This window comes from Stappia sp. (assembly GCF_048261845.1).
In the GTDB taxonomy this organism is placed as follows: Bacteria; Pseudomonadota; Alphaproteobacteria; order Rhizobiales; family Stappiaceae; genus Stappia.
Genome location: NZ_JBLXFR010000041.1, coordinates 1 through 18144, shown reverse-complemented (window position 1 = coordinate 18144; position 18144 = coordinate 1). Strand labels below are relative to the sequence as shown.

Here is an 18144-nt window from a genome sequence, read left to right as displayed (position 1 = left end):
GCGTAAGCCATGCGGAATACAGTGGAAACGGGAGAGCCCGCGATGGATGCCATCTTGAAACCGGTCGCGCAGCGCGGCGATGCAGCGGACGCTTCGTCCGGACGTCCGACACGCGAGCAGGCCGAGGCGGCCGTACGCATCCTGCTGGCATGGGCAGGTGACAATCCGGAGCGCGAAGGTGTCATCGACACGCCCAAGCGAGTCGCCAAGGCCTATGAGGAGATCTTCTCCGGTTACTCCCAGGATCCGGCGGAGCATCTGCAGCGGACCTTCGAGGATGTCGGTGGCTACGACGATATCGTGCTCGTGCGCGGCATCCCGTTCTTCTCCCATTGCGAGCATCACATGCTGCCCTTTGTCGGCGAGGCGCATGTCGCCTACTACCCGACGGACGGCGTGGTCGGCCTGTCGAAGATCGCAAGGGTGGTGGACATTTTCGCCAAGCGCCTGCAGACGCAGGAAAACCTCACGGCACAGATCGTCGATGCGCTGGACAGCAATCTCGCCCCGCGCGGGATCGCGGTGATGCTCGAGGCCGAGCATCAGTGCATGACCATGCGCGGCGTGCAAAAGCAGGGCGTCTCCACCATCACCACCCAGTTCACCGGCGTCTTCCGCGACGATCCGAACGAACAGGTCCGCTTCATGAGCCTCGTCCGCGACACCCGTCGCGGCTGAGGCCCCCGTCGATCAAGGGACGCGCCGCCCGGCGCGGGCAACGAGAATGACTGAACTTTCCTTCGCCGGGCGCGGCAGCAAGGCCGAGATCGAGGGTGGCGACACCTTCCAGCCGAAATTCGATGCCGACGGGCTGATCGCCTGTGTCGTCACGGATGCCGATGACGGCACCGTGCTGATGGTCGGCTACATGAATGCCGAAGCGCTGGCCCGCACGATCGAGACGGGCGAGGCCTGCTACTGGAGCCGGTCCCGGCAGTCCTTCTGGAAGAAGGGCGAGACCTCCGGCCAGGTGCAGAGCGTCGTCGAGATACTCACCGACTGCGACCAGGACGCCCTCGTTCTCAAGGTCCGGGTCGCCGGCAACGGCGCCACCTGCCACGTCGGCTACCGGGCCTGCTTCTACCGCCGCATTGTCCGCACCCCCGACGGGGCGGTCCGTCTCGAAATGGCCGGCGGCGAGCGCGTTTACGATCCGAAGGACGTCTACGGCTGACGCGGATGCGCCGACCGCGACTGGCGGCCGGCGCAGTTCCGAATTCGAGGACGTGGACTCATAATTGTGCCAGAAACGGCGCCCGGTCCGGCAATGATCCGCCAGAAAGGCCGCGATGGCCGGGGGGGGACCCCGGTCAGGCGGCTTGACGCCGCGGATCGAAGCCGGACGGGCGCCCTCCGGGTATGAGAGAACGGGCTGGCAACGGCGTCGCACCCCCTTGAAAACCGGGCGGTTTCCTGCGGGTTTGCTCCTGGTATCCAGTCCCGTTCCCTCATACCGTTTCTCGCCAGAATGATGAGTTCACGTCCTAGGTCATGGCGATGTAGTTGCGCATGTCCTCGGCTTCCTGCTCGATCTGCGCGATGCGGTGCTTGACCACGTCGCCGATCGAGATCAGCCCGTCGAGCTTGCCATCCTTCACCACCGGCACGTGGCGGAACCGCCCGCCCGTCATCCGCGCCATCACCGTGTTGACGGTCTCCATCGGATCGCAGGTGACGACCCGCGCGGTCATGTAGGCCGAAACGGGCTTGTCGAGCGCGTCGGTGCCGTCCTCCGAGATGGCACGCACCACGTCGCGCTCGGAGATGATGCCCTTGATGCCGCCCTTTGCGTCGGTGATCACGATGGCGCCGATGCGCTTCGCCCCCAGAATGGCGCAGATCTCGCGCATCGACGTCTCGGCGCGCTCCGTCGTCACGTCCCGTCCCTTCTGGTTGAGAATAGATGCGACAGTCATCCTGTACCTCCCGGGTGGCTTGTCATCGCTTCGGTGGCCCCCAAGAGCGCACCGCCTTACGGCATCATGACAAATCCCGGCCCCGGCGCAATCGGCAAAGCTTGCGGGGGTGCCATTCAGGTCCGGCGCGGGCGCACCGGGTCAAACAGCGGAAACAGCAGGAAACCGGCGACGAACCCTCCGATATGGGCCTCCCAGGCGATGCTTGCCCCCTCTCCGGCGATCGGCAGGGAAATGATGCCGAACAAGAGATTGATGCCGAACCAGACCAGCAGGAACATGGCAACCTTGGGATTGGAGAGCGACTCGAGAGCGCCGCTGGCCGGGATCCTGTAGGCGAAGGCATCCGTCCGGCGCATGGCGCCAAGCGGGCCGCCGGGCAGGAAGACGAACCGCGTCGCCGCCGCCATCTGCCCCGAGATCGCCGCCGAAGCCCCGATCATCGGCACCGCCTCGCCGAAATGCATCCCAAGATGAAGACCGGCGCCAGCAACCGCGCTGACCGCCGACAGGAGCAGGAAGCGCAGCGTGCCGAAGCGCCGGGCGACCGCGCTGCCGAACACCGCCATCCACATCACGTTGACGAACAGATGTCCCCATCCGCCATGCAGGAACGCATAGGTGAGGAAGGTCCACACCCTTGCGCCCTCGCCGCCGGGCAACTGGTACTGCGCGACCGCATCGGGCAGATAGCGCAGGGGCAGAAAGCCGAAGGTCACCATCAGTTCGAAACGGCCGTCCCGCGACAACAGATTGCTGTCCATGAGATGGATGGCGATCAGCAGCACCGCCAGCGTCGAGACCACGCGCGGGAGGTTGAAGATCGGCTGGGAGGGAGGTGTTGGCGGCGGCGTCTGCATCCGCTCCGGGTCGTCCTTGGTCACGGGATCGAGCATGAAGGTCCTTGCGTCTGCGCAGTGGTGTGTCGGCACGAAACGGTTGCCTGCGGGCCTGTCCCGTTTCCGGATGCCGCCCCGGTTCAGATCGGCCCGATCCCCGGATCAGTCAAGACGGGCCTGTCGCGATCTCGCCGCAGCTCGTGCCGCCGGGCAAGAAAAAACCGTCCGCCGCGCAACGGGCGCGATCCGGACGGTTTGAAGTAGGGCCGGCAGGACGCTTGTCGCGCCTGCCCGGCAAGTCGAGGTCAGTTCCAGCTACGGTGCAGGTAAGCTTGTATTCACCAACTGGCCAATCTTGCGCAGTTATCCACCTCTACGGCAATCGCTACCCTTCGTTAACCCTAATGACAGGTTAACGAAACCGCTCAACTGCTTGGCATGCCGCCTGCTTCGTATCCCCCAGGAAACGCGGAAGCCGCCGCGAATGTCCCGAAGTCGGACATATGCGGTGGCTGAAGTCCCGCAAATGCACGCGGCCGCGCAGAACGCCGTTCAAGCGGCCAGGGGGCGAGGAACACGATGAAACATCCGGTCACACAGCGGCTGTACGAGTACTGGGACGAGCTGCGCGACACCCGTCCCGCTCCCGATCGCAGCGAGATCGAACCGGGCCGCATCCGCGGCGTCCTCGGCGATACGTTCATCCTGGAGATGGTCGACCGCGCGACCTATCGCTACCGCCTCGCCGGCACGCGCCTGTGCGCGCTGCATTGCCGCGAACTGAAGAACCGCAACATCCTGCGCGGCTGGTCGCAGGAAGATCACGAAGCGCTGGGGACGCTGCTCGCCGCCGTGACCGAGGATGCCGCGGCCGCGGTGATCGGCATCAGCGGCTATACCGAGCGCAAGCAAAGCGTCGACATGGAGATGCTGCTTCTGCCGCTGCACATCCCCGGCGAAGGATGCAGCCGTGTTCTGGGATCCTGCGTCGCGCTCGAGCAGCCCTATTGGGCCGGCATGCATCCGATCCTCTCGCAGACCGTGAAGAGCGTACGCCTCATCTGGCCGGACGAGCGCCCCGCTTTCCTCGACACGCGCAGCAACGTCGCGACCAGCCCGGTGCCTCAACTGGGCCGTCATTCCTCGGCGATCCCGGCTGTCACGGCGCTGCCGCTCGCCGCCAATGCCCGCCAGGTGCAGCATCTGACGGTCATCGAGGGCGGAAAGTCCTGACGAACACGCTGCGGACGCGGGTCGCACTTACCGTCTGTTAACCGTCATTGCCTATCTTTCCAATTGCAGCGTTCACGCGGCGTATCCTGCCGTTGTGCTCCAGGGAAGGTCGATGACGTATGGCGCAAGCCTCGGCACTCACATACACGACGGCTACGGCGGTGAAGCAACTTGACCTCCGTCGGCATGCACGTGTCTGCGTCAATATTCTTGGCCGCTTCATGCTTGAGGACCGCCGCGAATATCCGTGCCAGATCATCGACATGTCACCCGGCGGCGCCGCGTTGATCGCACCGGTCAGCGCCCGTACCGGTGAGCGCGTCATCGCCTATATCGACCATATCGGCCGCATCGAAGGCGAGGTCGTGCGCGAGATCGAGGGCGGATTCGCCATTCGCATCAACGCGCCGCTGCGCAAGCGCGACAAGCTCGCCAATGTCCTCACCTGGCTTGCCAACCGCGACGTCCTGAGCCTTCCGGAAGACCGTCGTCACGACCGTTTCACGCCGAAAAACCCGTTCACGCAGATCGTTCTGGCCGACGGGCGCAGCTACAAGTCGCGCATCATCGACGTGTCGCTGTCGGGCGCCTCGCTGAAAACCGACGTCCGGCCCGAGATCGGCCTGGCGATCGGGATCGGCAAGATGCGCGCGCGTGTGGTTCGCCACACCGAGGACGGCATCGCCGTCGAGTTCGCGCATATCCAGAACCGCTCCCTGCTCGAACAGCACATTTCCTGAGACCACAACCAGTCTCGTGAAACGATGTCCGGCGGAATGGCGCCGGAAACGGACGGCGCGCCTGCGGTCTTGCCCGGCCCGCGCAGCGCCTGCGGCCTGTTGACCGGAGTCCGCCAGGCCGGGTTTCACCAGGACAGGTTTTGCAACGGTTGCCGCACGGCCCGCCGGGTTTCCGCGCCGCGCCTCCCCGGTTTTTCCGATACGCCTCGGCGTCAAACCCATGCACGCCGCGTCAGGCGGGCCGCGATCCGCTTTTTTAAAAAAAATCCTGCTCCGGAAAATGCCCGCGGGAACGTCGCGGCATTGCCCCGCCGCACGCCCTGACACTCTCCTGCCCCCCTTGAAGACAATCGGCCTGAGGCCGGGAAAGCGCGCATTTCCGCGCTTTCCCGGCGCCCATCTTCATGTCGTTACAATTTTAGACAAATCAAGATAAATATCAAATAAAAACAAGATAAAAATTGATCATTATTTGAATTTACTTCATGTCAATTGCAGATACAGACCTTAGATCAGGATAAAAACCAGACTGCCATTGTGTCTTCAACCTTGGGGAAGGGATGAAGACATGACGAAAACGAACAAAAATCTGAAGTATATTGCCGCCGCATTGGGCATGGCCGCCGCCATGCTCTCCCTCGACACCGCGCTGGCGGATCAGCGAGCCGGCCGTTTCATGGATATCGGCGCCGCCGCCAAGGCGCCCGTCGGTCATATCGGGTTCTGCCGGGAAAACCCCGACGAGTGCAAGACCGGCAGCGATGGCGCCGTGGTCGTGAAGCTGGACAAGGAACGTTGGAACGAGCTGATCGCGGTCAATGCCGAGGTCAACAAGCGGGTCCGGCCGGTCACCGATATCGAACTGTTCGGCGTCGAGGAATACTGGACCTATCCGAGCGACGGCGTCGGCGACTGCGAGGAATACGTGCTGGAGAAGCAGCGCGTGCTGGTCCGGCGCGGCTGGCCGAAAAGCGCCCTGCTGATCACCGTGGTCAAGGACACCAACAACGCCGGACATGCGGTGCTGACCGTGCGCACCGATCAGGGCGACGTCATTCTCGACAATCAGATCGAGGCCGTCCTGCCCTGGTATTCCGCGCCTTATCGCTTCGTGAAACGCCAGTCGGTGAAAAACCCGGCCAGATGGGCGGCGATCTCCGACCGGCGCACCAGCACCGTCGCAAGCCTTGCCGACTAGGGTCGCGGCCGGCAAGAGGGGAAACCGGCCGGAGAGGCCGCAGCGGAACCAGGGGACGGGGCCGCTCGCGGACACCTGAAGAGACATCCCGGATCCGGCGTGATTTCGCCGGAACCGACAAGCTTCCGTCTCGTTTGAGACGGCCAACGGGACATTGTTTGCGCCCGACACCTAAGCAACCAGGCCCATCCCCCTCCCCCACACACCCCGGGTCGGGTTGCCCGGCCGGTCCTCCTTCAACGGGGGACCGGTCATTTTTTGCCTGTTGTCCACAAGGACAGGGCGGCAAACGCGCAACATTCAAGGTCTGTACGCCCCGTTTCAGTTCCCTCGTCATCGGCCGGGAAATGCGGCACGCACCCGTTTGGCGCTTTCACTGGCCGTAGCGCCATGTTCGTACGCGAGGGTCGATCGGCGCCAGCTGCGGGCATTGGTTTTGTCTTGCAGACATGATCTCATGCCACGGGCGCTCAAGCCGGGAAAGCGACGCGATGCAGTGGATTCTTCAGCAATTCGAAGACACACAGAAACTTGCTGATGCGCTGGATAGCCTTGGTTTTCGCTACTCCTGGCACAAGGTGGTCCCATTCATTGGCGAACTCGTTCCCGAGCCGGAAGTGCGAGACCCGCGGGCCGTGGTGATGTTCGGCTCCTACACGCTGTGGCGATATGCCGAATCCAAAGGGTTCAAGCCAGGCGTCTTCCGGATACCGCCGTTCGTCCATGAAGAACCCTGGCAACCCTACATGCTCAACGGTCCGGACGCGGTTTTTCTGACAGTCAGCGAGATCCATGCCCAGCTCTCGCACGAGGATCGTGCGTGGTTCATCCGTCCGGTCTCGGACAGCAAGGAACAGCCGGGAGCCGTAAGATCCTCTGCGGAAATCCACGAGACCGTTCGCGAGATCATGTCCCTCGATCCAAACGACATTCCGAACGGCTCGCTGCGTCCTGACACCCGGATGATGCTGACACCTCCCGCCCGGATTCTCAGGGAATGGCGCATCTGGATCGTGAACGCTGAAGTTGTCACCTACTCGCTCTACAAGGACGGCACCCGGGTGACATACCGCCACGAAATCGACCCGGATGCCCTCGAGTTCGCGCAATTCTTGGCGCGACTGAACGATGGTTACTCCCCGGCATATGTCATGGACATTTGCAGGACTTTGGAAGGGTTGTGCCTTCTGGAGACGAATTGCATCAACGCCGCCGGTTTCTATGCAGCGGATCTAGTGAAGCTCGCCGCGGTAATCGACGGCATGCCTCCGGGTCTCGGGTCAAATCCATAGCCGGACCGATGACGCCTTGCTCGGGCAAAGGCGGCAACCTCCGGCGTTGTGCTGTTTTGGACAACAGCTTCTTTTGGGGAAGAGGTGTCGGCTCAGCCGCCGACCGGCGCAAGGCCCGCCTTGAAACGGCGCCAGTTGCGGACATAGGCCTCGGCCGAGGCGACAAGCCCCCGCACCGCCTCCTCGTCAAGCGTCCGAACCACCCGGCCCGGCATGCCGACGACGAGGGAATTGTCGGGAATGTCCTTGCCCTCGGCGACCAGCGCATTCGCGCCCACAATGCAGTTGCGGCCGATCTTCGCGCCGTTCAGCACCGTCGCTCCCATGCCGACAAGGCTGTTCTCGCCGATCGTGCAACCATGCAGGATCGCCTTGTGGCCGATCGTGCAGTTGCGCCCGATGTCGAGCGGAAAGCCCATGTCTGTGTGCAGCACGCAGCCGTCCTGCACATTCGACCCGGCCCCGATGGTGATCGTCTCGTTGTCCCCGCGCAGGGTCGCGCCGAACCAGACGCTCGCCGCCTGTTCCAGGATCACGCTGCCGATCACCGCCGCGTCCGGCGCGATCCAGAAATCGCCATCGTCGGGGGTCACGGGGATACGGTCGTCGAGGCGGTAGATCGTCATGGCGGGGACTCGCAACTGGTCGGAAACTGGAGGAAATGCCGGCAGCGATGGCCGGTCGACTGGCGGGGCCGGTATCAGTCCGGCCCGTGGATCGCCAGTCTACAGCATCACCACCAGCATGAAATGCACCACCATCACGCCGGAGCACAGGCTCCACATGCCGGCGATGGTGGAGGACGCGACAAGCCAGCCGAGGGGCCGCTGCTCGATGCGTCGCCCGCGAATCGCATTGCGCATGATGATGAAAGGCCCGGCGAAAACGCACAGAACGCAGGACACGACGCCCTTGATCCAGGTCTCGACCGAAATATTGAACCGCAAGGGTTCGCCCGTCACCAACTGATAGAAACTGCCGGTGATTCCGGAAATCACGAAGCCCGCGCAGCCGAGATAGGCAGCCAGTGCCAGTTCGCTCATGATGTCGTTAACCCCCCGTTAACCAATGTTCTGGGAACCTTAAACTTGAACTCGTGTTCTGTTCCAGCAAATTGCGTGCCGTTTCCGCAACCCCATTAACGGACTGGTAACCATAAAATGGCGAGCGCACTGCCCCTCGTCCCGCAGCAAAACGGGACATCCGTCCCGCGACGGGACAGCAAGGCGACCCGCCGGGACACCGCTCCGGCAACGGGGGCGCACGGATGATGCCGCTGACCCTGCCGAGCGGAACGGGAATGCGCGCCCGGCACTTCACCCCGATGGTTCTGGCGCTGGCGCTGGCGGGCACCGCCCTTGTCGTGCACACGGTCGGCAAGTGGATGAACTACACGCGCGCGCCCTCGGGCTGGAGCGAAAGCGCCGACCGGGTACCGGTGCGGCTCGGCCCCGTCGGCCTCAAGGTTCCCGCAAACCTGATGCGGCGGGTCGAGGAGCGCATTGCCGGCGGCCCTGTCGAGCGTCTCAGCCTGGCGGTGCTCTGGCCGTCCATGGACGGATACAGCGAATTCAACGCCCGCCTCTTTGCGGATTCCGGCGATCATTCGCCGGTCATGCTGATCAGTGTCACCGCCGCCGGCGCCCTGCCGGAGATGAACACGAGCGAGCGTCTGGAACGGGTATGGATGTCGCTCGGTTCCGGCGAGCCGCTGCCCGGCCCGGCGGGCCTTGCCCTGCTGCCCTTGCCGGGAGATGCGGAAAGCGGCACCGGTTTCGTCGCCCACCGCGCCGAGAACGGCACGCTCTTCGCCGCGCGCTGCTTCACCCCGCGCGACGCGGCCCTTGCCGCCAGTTGCGAGCGGAGCATTCGCCTCGCCCCCGACCTCTTCGTCACCTACCGCTTCCGCCAGGCCCTGCTCGACCACTGGCGCGACATGGACGCCGCCGTGACCGGGCTGATCGCCTCGCTGAAGCCCGAAGCCGCCTCCTGAGGCGGACCGCGCGTCCCCCTGCCCCTTGCCCATAAAAAAACGGGCGCCGCCTGCCGCGTCGCCCGTTTCATCCCGTTCGACTGGCGCTCCCGTCAGGGACGGAAGGCGACCGTCTGGCGATCAGCCCTCGTCGATGTCGTAGGACAGGATCGCCATCTGGAAGTTCCAGCTCAGGTCGTCGTCATCGTCGTCGTCGCGGTAGATGACGCCGATGAACTCGTCGCCGATATAGACCTCGGCGGAATCGTCCTTCTTCGGCCGCGCCCGGACGACAAGCTTCTGCAGCTCGAACTTCTTCTGGAGGTAGGCTTCGAGCTTGCGGATCTCGTCAGGCTTCACGAAAGGCTCCTTTCGGCGACCGTCACGCTGGCGGGACGGTTCTTCTTCGATGTGGTTTCGGATTGTCCCGGTCGGCGGTTGACGGGACCGCCCCGCTCGCGAACGCGATACGGAACGGTGGCCGAGGCTCGCCGGCACCGGACCAGCCCGCCGACGAGGCGGCACGGCTGGCATCCGTGAAGCTGGACCCTACACAATCGCGCGCGCGAACCAAGGAAAAAGGCGCGCCTTTTCCCCAAGCCATGGCAAAAACCGGCAATTGCGGACCGCTCAGCCGGCGGCACCGCCCTCGTCCGAGGCGAGCAACTGGTTCATCGTGCGCGACGGCTCGGCGCAGCCTGCCGCACCGACCACGCGCGCCGGCACGCCGGCAACGGTCGAGTTGGCCGGCACGTCGGCCAGCACCACAGAGCCCGATGCGATCTTCGAGCAATGGCCGATCTCGATATTGCCGAGCACCTTGGCGCCCGCGCCCACGAGAACCCCGTTGCGGATCTTCGGATGCCGGTCGCCCTCTTCCTTGCCTGTGCCGCCCAGCGTCACGTTCTGCAGGATCGAGACATTGTCGCCGATCTGGGCGGTGGCGCCGACGACGATGCCGGTGGCGTGGTCCATGAAGACGCCCACGCCGACGGGAACCGCCGGATGGATGTCGACCTGGAACGTCTCCGAGGAGCGGCTCTGCAGGTAAAGGGCAAAGTCCTTGCGCCCGCGCCGCCACAGCCAGTTGGCCAGCCGGTGCGTCTGCAGGGCATGAAAGCCCTTGAAATAGAGCAGCGGCTCGAGGAACCGGGTGCAGGCCGGATCGCGGTCATAGACCGCGACGAGATCGACCCGAAACGCCTCGGCGATCTCGCGGCTGTCGACAAGCGCCTCCAGATAGGTCTGGCGGATCAGCGAGGGCGACACCACCACATGACCGAGCCGGTCGGCAAGCCGGTGAACCACCGCCTCCTCGAGGCGGTCGTGATTGAGCACCGTTTCATAGGCGAAGGACGCGAGCGCCGGTTCGCAGCGGACCATCGCCTCCGCTTCCTCGCGCAGGCGATCCCACACGGGATCGTGACGCGCCAGCGGGGTGGCGTCCGTAAGGGGGGTGGATTGCGGCATGCCTGCCTCCTTGTGGGCCCGCCGCCGGCCGTGTGCGGCTCGGTTCGGCGGTCCGGTTCAAGCACTGGTCTTGGACATCATCTTATAGCGATGTAAGGAGGGATGGCCATAGGTCAAGCAGGCTCCTGGCCGTCGCGGAAACCTCTTTCTTTCACGAATGCGTGCCCCTGATACGGGCGATGAATGGACTGGTTCGGGCAACATTGCCAAACAAGCCCCACGGGTATTTCGGGCAGCCAGGGTCCTGGCCATTGCGGAGACGAAGATGACGACAGCAACCGACACGCCCCCCGGCACCGCCCCGGACGGAACGCGCCAGCCCGATCCCGCCGGGCGTGTCCGCATCCATGTCGAGGGGCCGGTCGGCTGGATCGTCATCGACAACGAGCCCCGCCGCAACGCCGTCACCCTCGCCATGTGGGAAGCGATACCGGCGGCGGTGGCCGGCCTTTGCGCGAACCCGCAAGTGCGTGTGATCGTCCTGCGCGGCGCGGGAAGCGAAACCTTCGTGGCCGGCGCCGACATCTCCGAGTTCGAGACCGTGCGCCGCGATGCCGCCTCGGCGCGCGCCTATGAGGCGGCCAACGTCGCCGCCTTCGACGCGCTGCGCGAGGCGAGCCTGCCGACCCTCGCGATGGTGCGCGGCTTCTGCCTGGGCGGAGGCTTTGCGCTCGCCGCCGCCTGCGACCTGCGCATCGCCGATGCGACAGCGCGCTTCGGCATTCCCGCCGCCCGGCTAGGCGTCGGCTACCCGCCCTCGGCCATCGCCGATATCGTCCGCCTGGTCGGCCCCTCCCGCGCCAAGCTGATTTTCTTCACCGCGGGCCGTCTCGACGCGGCCGAGGCACACAACCTCGGCATCGTCGACCGGCTGGTCGCGGATGGTTCTCTCGAGGAGGCGACGGCAGGGCTGGCACAGGCAATTGCGCGCGGCGCACCGCTGACGCTCAAGGCCGCCAAGACCGGTATAGACGCACTGACCGCGCGCCTCTCGCCGGCCGACCTCGCCGCCTGCCAGGCGCTGGCCGATGCCTGTTTCGAAAGCCCCGACTTCGCCGAAGGCCGCACCGCCTTCATGGAGAAGCGCGACCCGCGTTTCACCGGCCGCTAGGACCAGAGGCGCCCGGCAATCGCGATCGGCCGCCCCGGGATAACGGGGACACTCGCGCGCCGGAGTCATTTCGTTAACCGACTCCTTGCAGCGTGAAAACGGATACGCCGGAACGGGCCGCCTGCTCGCGGCCGCACCGCCCGTCGCCCCGCGCTTGACGGCGGCTCCCGCGCCTGATTCCATGCCGCTGCCGGCTGCTTGATTCTCTTTGCGAAGCGCTTGAATCGGATTGTCAGCCCGGACCGGAGAAACCGGTTTAAAAGCGCCTGATTTCTCTTTTACCAAAGTGAATTGCAGAACCTTTTTAAGGCGATGCTTCAGCATGCGCGCGCCGTTCGAATTAACTTTCAATTAACCATGTAAGCACTTGTGGAATAATAAAAATCAAACCGAAGCCTCAATGGCGTCGGCCTGATCCCGCAATGTCCTTGGAATGTCTCCCGGCCGCCATCAGGACGGACATGACCGCCCTTGCGCCGGCGCGTGCCGGCCACGGTCGCGGGAGAATGTGGAACGATTGAACGCGCGCTGTCAGGCGGCTTCGAGCCGGTCCAGAAAGCGGACCACGGCGCCGGCAAAGGCGTCGTTCCGGTCGCCGGCGACCATGTGGCCGGCCCCTTCCACGTCCGCATACTGGGCATGCGGCACGAGGCTCATGAACTCCTCGACATGGTGATCGCTCACCAGTTCCGAGCGTCCCCCGCGCACCAGCAGCACCGGAAGCGTGAGCGTCCGCGCGGCCGCCACCAACGTGTCCTCGATGTGATGCGGCTCGACCTCGCGGTCGTGCCGTCCGCCCAGGAAGCGCGGGTCCCAGTGCCACCGGTAGCGCCCGTCCGCGTGCCGCCGCAGGTTCTTGGCAAGCCCGTCCAGATTGCTCGGCCGCTTGCGATGCGGCAGGTAGCGGGCAATCGCATCGGCCGCCTCTTCCACGGTCGCAAAACCGTTCTCGATACGGTCCGACATGAAGGAGATCACCTTGTTGACCCCCGAGGGATCCATGCGCGGCGTGACATCGACCAGCACCAGCGCCGACAGCGTGCCCGCCCGCAGCTGCCCCTCCGCCAGCAGCGAGGCAATGCCCCCGAGCGAGGCGCCGATGGCGATCGGACGGGCTCCCGTATCGCTCGTGATGCGGTCGGAAACGGCGACCACGTCGCGCGCGAAATCGGTAAAGTCATAGGCTCCGCTTTCCACCCAGTCGCTGTCGCCATGGCCGCGCTGGTCCATGCACCAGGCCTGGAAGCCGCGCTGCGCCAGCCGTGTGCCGGTGGCGTCCCAGGCGTGCCGGGTCTGGCCGCCGCCATGCAGCAGCAGCACCGGCCGCCCCGCCTCTCCGAACCGGTCAGCGGCAAGCCGGTTGCCGTCCGCGCCGGAAAAGCCGCCAGTGAAGACCCCGGTGGCAGGCGCGCTCATGCCACCCCGCCTCGCGAAACGGCCTCCAGGAAACGCAAGGCGCCGGCCTTGTAGACCTTGTCCCCGACGGCGACCATGTGATCGCGGTCGGGGATGTCGAGCACCTCCGCGCGGGGCATCAGCCGGGCGAGCCCGCTGGCGGAGCCGGCAATGTCGTCCTTGGTGCCGATGGCCACGAGGACAGGCTGGGAAATCCGCGACACCTCCTCTTCCGTGATCTTCTGCCGCGAGGAGCGCATGCAGGCGGCGAGCGCGAGCCGGTCGGAATTGGTCTGTTCGGCAAAGGCGCGGAACGCCCGGCCGGTCCTGTCGGGCACATCCGACAGTTTCTCCGCTTCCAGCGCGGCGGCGATCGGCTCGGGATCGCCGATGCCGGTGATCATGCCGGTCCCCAGGCCGCCGAAGATGACGCTGCGCACCCGCTGCGGATGATTGAGGGCAAGGAAGGCGGAAATCCGCGCGCCCATCGAATAGCCCATGACATCGGTGCGGGCGATATCGAGGTGGTCGAGCAGACGGCGGGCATCCTCCGCCATGGTCGGCGCCCCGTAGTCTTCCGGCTTGTGGCTGCCCTGGCTCCCGCCATGACCGCGATTGTCGATGGCGATCACCCGGCGACCGGCCTCGGTCAGCAGCTTGACCCAGCCGGGATAGACCCAGTTGACCTCCTTGTTGGAGGCAAATCCGTGGATCAGCAGGACGGGCTCGCCCCGCCCCTCATCCAGGTAGGAAAGTCGCAGGCCGGCGGAATCGAATTGGGGCATTGCAAGATTACCTTGACGTAAACGTAAAACGAACGAAGGCATACGATAGTTTGGCAGGGCCGGGATGAAAAGCCCCGCCGCGTTCCCCGCACCGGCGGGCGTTGCGGCCGGCCTGCGGCACGCGCTCGCCCCTCGCCCGCGAGACCGTGCGCGCGCCGCCGGATACGGTGACTTCCCACTGTTCAAAGCCATCCTTCCTGCGTATGGTCCGCCAAACTTCACGGGACTCAAGAAACGACGGACAACTGCGATGGCGCATGCTGCAATCCCCCACTTCCAGAACGACCGCGGCCACGACGCGATCGAGATCGGCGCGAAGGAATTCCAGTGCATCGGCGCACGCCCGCCCTTCGACCATCCCCATGTCTTCCTCGACATGGGCGACGACAACGAGATCGTCTGCCCCTACTGCTCCACGCTCTACCGCTTCAATCCCGCGCTGAGCGCCGGCGAGAGCAATCCGTCCGACTGCGTCTGGACACCCGAGGCCGCCTGAGCGCGGGCACGGCCGGAGACGCCGGATGGCTCAATCCCGTTCCGATGCGGACCGCCTGTTCATCGCGGGCGCGGGCATTGGTGGCCTGACAACCGCCCTCGCCCTTTCGCGGCGGGCGCGCCCGGTGACGGTGTTCGAGCAGGCCGCGACGATCGAGCCGGTCGGCTCAGGACTGCAACTCTCTCCCAACGCCATGCATGTGCTGCGCGGTCTCGGTCTTGAAGAGGCGCTGCGCAGGCATGCTGTCGCGCCCCGCGCGGTGCGCGTCATGTCCGCCCGAACCGGAAATGCCATCGCCGAGATCCCGCTGGGCGAACACGCCGAGCAGCGCTACGGCGCCCCCTATCTGGTGATCCACCGGGCCGACCTGCACTCCGTTCTGCTCAACGCCGCCAGGGCCTCGGCCGGCATCACGCTGCGGCTCGGCACCCGGCTGCGCGACGCCTCGCAAAATGCCGGAGCGGTCAAGGTCGAGCTGGAACAGGCTGCCACGGACGGCGGCGCGGCCCATGTCGACCATGGTTCCGGAGCGGGCCTGATCGGCGCGGACGGGGTCTGGTCGACCGTGCGCCGGCGGGTCATGAACCTGCGCCAGGCCGTCTTCAGCGGCCGCACGGCCTATCGCGCGGTCATCCCCGCCGAGGACGTGCCTCAGCACTGGCGCGATGTCACCGGGCTCTGGCTCGGCGCCAATGCCCATGTGGTTCACTACCCTGTTTCCGGCGGCCGGCAGTTCAATCTTGTCGCGCTGGTCAGCGAGGACTGGCGGGAAGAGCGCTGGTCGGCGCCCGCCGACCGGGAGGCGCTGCTCGCGCGTTTCGCCGACTGGCCGGCAGCCTGCCGCGATCTCCTCGCTCGTCCGCCCTCCTGGCTCAAATGGGCATTGTGCGGCATGGATCCCGGCACCGACTGGGTCGACGGCCGGGTCGCGCTGATGGGCGATGCCGCGCATGCGATGCTGCCTTTCGCGGCGCAGGGCGCGGGCATGTCGATCGAGGACGGCGAAGCGCTGGCCCGTGCCATCGACCGTATCCCGGACGTGCCGCGGGCCTTGCGGTCCTACCAGGCGGAGCGCCAGAACCGGGCCGAAAAGGTTCTCCGGCTGGCCCGCGCCAATGATCGCGTCTATCACATGAGAGGGCCGATGGCGCTGGCCCGCGACGCCGTCATGCGTGGATTGCCCGCCGGACGGCTTCTCGCGCGGCTCGATTGGCTATATGGATGGCGACCTCCCGCAGCCGGATGAGCGTGCGGGACGCGAGACGGCATGCCAGGCGGTGCATCGCCTGCGAAACACGAAGGGGCGGATCGGCATGAGCGCTGACCAGGCGTCGGACATCGTCACGGCGGGCTTTCTCGTCATCGGCGACGAGATCCTGTCGGGCCGGACCAAGGACAGGAACATCGGCTATCTCGCCGAGTATCTGACCGCCATCGGCATCGAACTGTCGGAAGTGCGCATCGTGCCCGACATCGAGGACCGCATCGTCGAGGCCGTCCGCGAGCTCAGCGCCCGCTACACCTATGTCTTCACCTCGGGCGGCATCGGCCCCACCCATGACGACATCACCGCCGATTCCATCGCCAAGGCGTTCGGCGTTCCCATCGATCACGACCCGCGCGCCATCGCCATCCTCACCGCCTTCTATCCGGAAGGCCAGCTGACCGAGGCGCGGGCGCGCATGGCCCGCATTCCGCAAGGGGCGGACCTGATCGAGAACTCGGTGTCGAAGGCGCCGGGCTTTCGCATCGGCAATGTCCATGTGATGGCCGGCGTGCCGGCGATCATGCAGGCCATGCTCGACGCGATCGCTCCCACCCTGCGCACCGGCGCGAAAATGCATTCGCTCGCCGTCGACGCGGACCTCCCCGAAAGCCGCGTCGCCGGCGCGCTGCGAGAGATCCAGGAGAGCCATCCCGGCGTCCTGATCGGCTCCTATCCGCGCTCCATCGACGGGCGTTTCTCAACCCAGGTCGTGGTGCGATCCCGCGACACGGAGGCCATGGAGCGCGCCGGTGCGGCCGTGCGCGCCGCCATCGCGGCCGTCGCCGCAACCAGCTGACCTCATGACAGAATGACCGACCGAACAGGACCGACCCGCATGGAAAACCCGCAAGCACCGAAAGCCTTTCCCGTCTCCTGGGACCAGCTCCACCGCGATTGTCGCGCCCTTGCATGGCGACTGTCGAGCCAGGGAAAGTGGGAGGCCATCGTGTGCATCACCCGCGGCGGCCTCGTGCCGGCGGCGATCGTTGCCCGCGAACTCGGCATCCGGATGATCGAGACCGTCTGCGTCGCCTCCTATCACGACTACGAATCGCAGGGCGCGCTGCAGGTGATCAAGCCGATCGACCACAACGTCATCGACCTCAAGGCAGGCAAGGGATCGAGCGTTCTGGTGATCGACGATCTCGTCGACACCGGCAAGACCGCCCGCGTGGTGCGCGACATGCTGCCCGACGCGCATTTCGCCACCGTCTATGCCAAGCCGATGGGACGTCCCCTGGTCGACACGTTCGTGACGGAAGTGTCGCAGGATACCTGGATCTATTTCCCCTGGGATATGGGCTGGCAGTTCCAGCCGCCGATTTCCACAAGCACCCAGGGCTGACGTAGCGGCGAAGGCGTTTCCCGCGAGGAAACAGCGCACGCGGCCGGGAGACGGAGTATCCCGCTATGTGCAAGGCTGCCTTGCGCTCGCGGGAAAGTGAGAACGTGCCCATATTTCGGCGCAATTTCTCAGCCTATAACGGCGCCATGACACAGGATCTCGATTTGCGGCGCACCGGCGCCCTCCTCAAAGACGCCAGGCGTTCGGGCTCCGGCCCGCTCAGCCGCCGCAGCCTGCTCGTCGGCCTCGGTTCGCTTGCGCTTGCAGGCTGCCAGACCAACGGCTCGAACCCGCGCCTGCAGGCGGTTGGCGTTGCCCCGGCGGCACCGGCCATCGACCCGTATTACCTGCAGATGTATGCGGCCATGCCGCACGAGAAGTTCCCCGTGCCGGCGGTCGACCTGCGCCAGGTGGACCCTGTCTATTTCCGCCAGGTCGTGCCCTATTCGACCTCCGAACGCGCCGGCACCCTCGTCGTCGACACCCCCAACCGGTTCCTCTACCTGGTGATGGAAAACGGTCAGGCGCTGCGCTACGGCGTCGGCATCGGCCGTGCCGGCTTCTCCTGGGGCGGACGCGCCCGCATCGCCTACAAGCGCGCCTGGCCGCGCTGGACGCCGCCGGCCGAAATGATCGAGCGCCAGCCGGAACTCGAGCCGTATCGCAACGGCATGGAGCCGAGCCTCGACAATCCGCTCGGCGCCCGCGCGCTGTATATCTTCGAGGGCAACCGCGACACCATCTACCGCATCCACGGCACGATGGAGGCCTGGACCATCGGCAAGGCGGTCTCTTCCGGCTGTGTGCGCCTGCTCAACCAGGACGTCATCGACCTGGCCGCGCGCGTGCCCAACGACACCCCCATCGTGGTGCAACAAGGCGGCGGCGGCATCGCCTGACGGGAAGCGGGCCGTCAGCCGAGAAGCTTGACGGTCCGGTCGGCGACGATCTCCTCACACGACACCCTGCAGCCGATCGCATAGGCCTCGACGCCGCGTGCCCGCGCCGCGTCGAACGCCGCGCCATAGGCCGGATCTATGTCGCGCGCGAAGGACAGCCGGTCGCAGTCCGGCCGCTGGACGAGA

22 protein-coding genes are annotated in these 18144 nt (G+C 65.7%); 13 read left to right on the top strand and 9 right to left on the bottom strand.

Annotation, left to right across the window (positions count from 1 at the left end; translation table 11 throughout):
* Positions 1 to 42 precede the first annotated feature (42 nt).
* Together folE and hisI are read left to right on the top strand one after the other, a co-directional pair.
* A complete protein-coding gene (folE, locus tag ACN0T5_RS15460; protein WP_417769503.1) occupies positions 43 to 678 on the top strand; it encodes a GTP cyclohydrolase I FolE in 636 nt (211 codons plus the stop codon).
* Positions 679 to 724: 46 nt separating this feature from the next.
* Entirely contained in the window at positions 725 to 1174 is a 450-nt protein-coding gene (gene hisI / locus ACN0T5_RS15455) for a phosphoribosyl-AMP cyclohydrolase (RefSeq protein ID WP_417769502.1), read from the top strand.
* 310 nt (positions 1175 to 1484) lie between these two features.
* Here hisI and ACN0T5_RS15450 read toward each other — a convergent pair whose 3' ends face one another.
* Both ACN0T5_RS15450 and ACN0T5_RS15445 read right to left on the bottom strand, forming a co-directional pair.
* Positions 1485 to 1916, bottom strand: coding sequence for a CBS domain-containing protein (locus ACN0T5_RS15450; RefSeq protein WP_417769501.1), 432 nt, complete (start codon positions 1914 to 1916; stop codon positions 1485 to 1487).
* Positions 1917 to 2032: 116 nt separating this feature from the next.
* Positions 2033 to 2812, bottom strand: a complete 780-nt coding sequence (locus ACN0T5_RS15445; RefSeq protein WP_417769500.1) for a rhomboid family intramembrane serine protease — start codon at positions 2810 to 2812, stop codon at positions 2033 to 2035.
* Positions 2813 to 3334: 522 nt separating this feature from the next.
* Between ACN0T5_RS15445 and ACN0T5_RS15440 the strand changes: the two genes are divergently transcribed.
* The 4 genes from ACN0T5_RS15440 to ACN0T5_RS15425 all read left to right on the top strand — a co-directional run bounded on the left by ACN0T5_RS15440 (position 3335) and on the right by ACN0T5_RS15425 (position 7218).
* Positions 3335 to 3988 (top strand): PAS domain-containing protein, encoded by a 654-nt coding sequence (locus ACN0T5_RS15440; RefSeq protein ID WP_417769499.1) that lies wholly within the window; start codon positions 3335 to 3337, stop codon positions 3986 to 3988.
* Between the two features lie 119 nt (positions 3989 to 4107).
* Positions 4108 to 4728, top strand: coding sequence for a PilZ domain-containing protein (locus ACN0T5_RS15435; RefSeq protein ID WP_417769498.1), 621 nt, complete (start codon positions 4108 to 4110; stop codon positions 4726 to 4728).
* A 568-nt stretch (positions 4729 to 5296) separates the two neighbouring features.
* Positions 5297 to 5926 (top strand): transglutaminase-like cysteine peptidase, encoded by a 630-nt coding sequence (locus tag ACN0T5_RS15430; RefSeq protein ID WP_417769497.1) that lies wholly within the window; start codon positions 5297 to 5299, stop codon positions 5924 to 5926.
* Between the two features lie 491 nt (positions 5927 to 6417).
* Complete coding sequence (locus ACN0T5_RS15425) at positions 6418 to 7218, top strand: ATP-grasp domain-containing protein (RefSeq protein WP_417769496.1); 801 nt, start codon at positions 6418 to 6420, stop codon at positions 7216 to 7218.
* A gap of 92 nt (positions 7219 to 7310) precedes the next feature.
* On the opposite strand, the gene ACN0T5_RS15420 is transcribed toward ACN0T5_RS15425, so the two are convergent.
* Both ACN0T5_RS15420 and ACN0T5_RS15415 read right to left on the bottom strand, forming a co-directional pair.
* Complete coding sequence (locus tag ACN0T5_RS15420; RefSeq protein WP_417769495.1) at positions 7311 to 7844, bottom strand: gamma carbonic anhydrase family protein; 534 nt, start codon at positions 7842 to 7844, stop codon at positions 7311 to 7313.
* A gap of 99 nt (positions 7845 to 7943) precedes the next feature.
* Complete coding sequence (locus tag ACN0T5_RS15415) at positions 7944 to 8261, bottom strand: DUF6949 family protein (RefSeq protein ID WP_417769494.1); 318 nt, start codon at positions 8259 to 8261, stop codon at positions 7944 to 7946.
* A gap of 224 nt (positions 8262 to 8485) precedes the next feature.
* Here ACN0T5_RS15415 and ACN0T5_RS15410 point away from each other — a divergent pair, with 224 nt between their 5' ends.
* Positions 8486 to 9211, top strand: a complete 726-nt coding sequence (locus ACN0T5_RS15410) for a hypothetical protein (protein ID WP_417769493.1) — start codon at positions 8486 to 8488, stop codon at positions 9209 to 9211.
* Positions 9212 to 9331: 120 nt separating this feature from the next.
* Here ACN0T5_RS15410 and ACN0T5_RS15405 read toward each other — a convergent pair whose 3' ends face one another.
* Both ACN0T5_RS15405 and cysE read right to left on the bottom strand, forming a co-directional pair.
* On the bottom strand, positions 9332 to 9550 hold the full coding sequence (locus ACN0T5_RS15405) for a DUF3126 family protein (RefSeq protein WP_306030763.1): 219 nt from the start codon (positions 9548 to 9550) through the stop codon (positions 9332 to 9334).
* A gap of 270 nt (positions 9551 to 9820) precedes the next feature.
* Positions 9821 to 10660, bottom strand: a complete 840-nt coding sequence (gene cysE, locus ACN0T5_RS15400; RefSeq protein WP_417769492.1) for a serine O-acetyltransferase — start codon at positions 10658 to 10660, stop codon at positions 9821 to 9823.
* A 265-nt stretch (positions 10661 to 10925) separates the two neighbouring features.
* Between cysE and ACN0T5_RS15395 the strand changes: the two genes are divergently transcribed.
* Positions 10926 to 11771 (top strand): enoyl-CoA hydratase, encoded by an 846-nt coding sequence (locus tag ACN0T5_RS15395; RefSeq protein ID WP_417769491.1) that lies wholly within the window; start codon positions 10926 to 10928, stop codon positions 11769 to 11771.
* A gap of 531 nt (positions 11772 to 12302) precedes the next feature.
* Here the strand turns inward: ACN0T5_RS15395 and ACN0T5_RS15390 are convergent.
* A complete protein-coding gene (locus ACN0T5_RS15390; RefSeq protein WP_417769490.1) occupies positions 12303 to 13187 on the bottom strand; it encodes an alpha/beta fold hydrolase in 885 nt (294 codons plus the stop codon).
* Positions 13184 to 13951, bottom strand: a complete 768-nt coding sequence (locus tag ACN0T5_RS15385; RefSeq protein WP_417769489.1) for an alpha/beta fold hydrolase — start codon at positions 13949 to 13951, stop codon at positions 13184 to 13186. The genes ACN0T5_RS15390 and ACN0T5_RS15385 overlap by 4 nt, the downstream gene beginning before the upstream one ends.
* 250 nt (positions 13952 to 14201) lie before the next feature.
* Here ACN0T5_RS15385 and ACN0T5_RS15380 point away from each other — a divergent pair, with 250 nt between their 5' ends.
* From ACN0T5_RS15380 to ACN0T5_RS15360, 5 genes are all read left to right on the top strand, one after another.
* Positions 14202 to 14447 (top strand): zinc-finger domain-containing protein, encoded by a 246-nt coding sequence (locus ACN0T5_RS15380; RefSeq protein WP_306030757.1) that lies wholly within the window; start codon positions 14202 to 14204, stop codon positions 14445 to 14447.
* 25 nt (positions 14448 to 14472) lie between these two features.
* A complete protein-coding gene (locus ACN0T5_RS15375) occupies positions 14473 to 15693 on the top strand; it encodes an FAD-dependent monooxygenase (protein ID WP_417769488.1) in 1221 nt (406 codons plus the stop codon).
* Positions 15694 to 15760: 67 nt separating this feature from the next.
* On the top strand, positions 15761 to 16510 hold the full coding sequence (locus ACN0T5_RS15370; RefSeq protein WP_417769487.1) for a competence/damage-inducible protein A: 750 nt from the start codon (positions 15761 to 15763) through the stop codon (positions 16508 to 16510).
* Between the two features lie 39 nt (positions 16511 to 16549).
* A complete protein-coding gene (gpt, locus tag ACN0T5_RS15365; RefSeq protein WP_417769522.1) occupies positions 16550 to 17059 on the top strand; it encodes a xanthine phosphoribosyltransferase in 510 nt (169 codons plus the stop codon).
* A gap of 104 nt (positions 17060 to 17163) precedes the next feature.
* Positions 17164 to 17958 carry a L,D-transpeptidase gene (locus ACN0T5_RS15360; protein WP_417769486.1) on the top strand — a complete coding sequence of 265 codons (795 nt, stop codon included), beginning with the start codon at positions 17164 to 17166 and terminating at the stop codon, positions 17956 to 17958.
* A 14-nt stretch (positions 17959 to 17972) separates the two neighbouring features.
* Here the strand turns inward: ACN0T5_RS15360 and ACN0T5_RS15355 are convergent.
* Positions 17973 to 18144 (bottom strand): DNA/RNA nuclease SfsA (locus ACN0T5_RS15355; protein ID WP_417769521.1); only part of this gene is annotated, 172 nt, incomplete at its 5' end.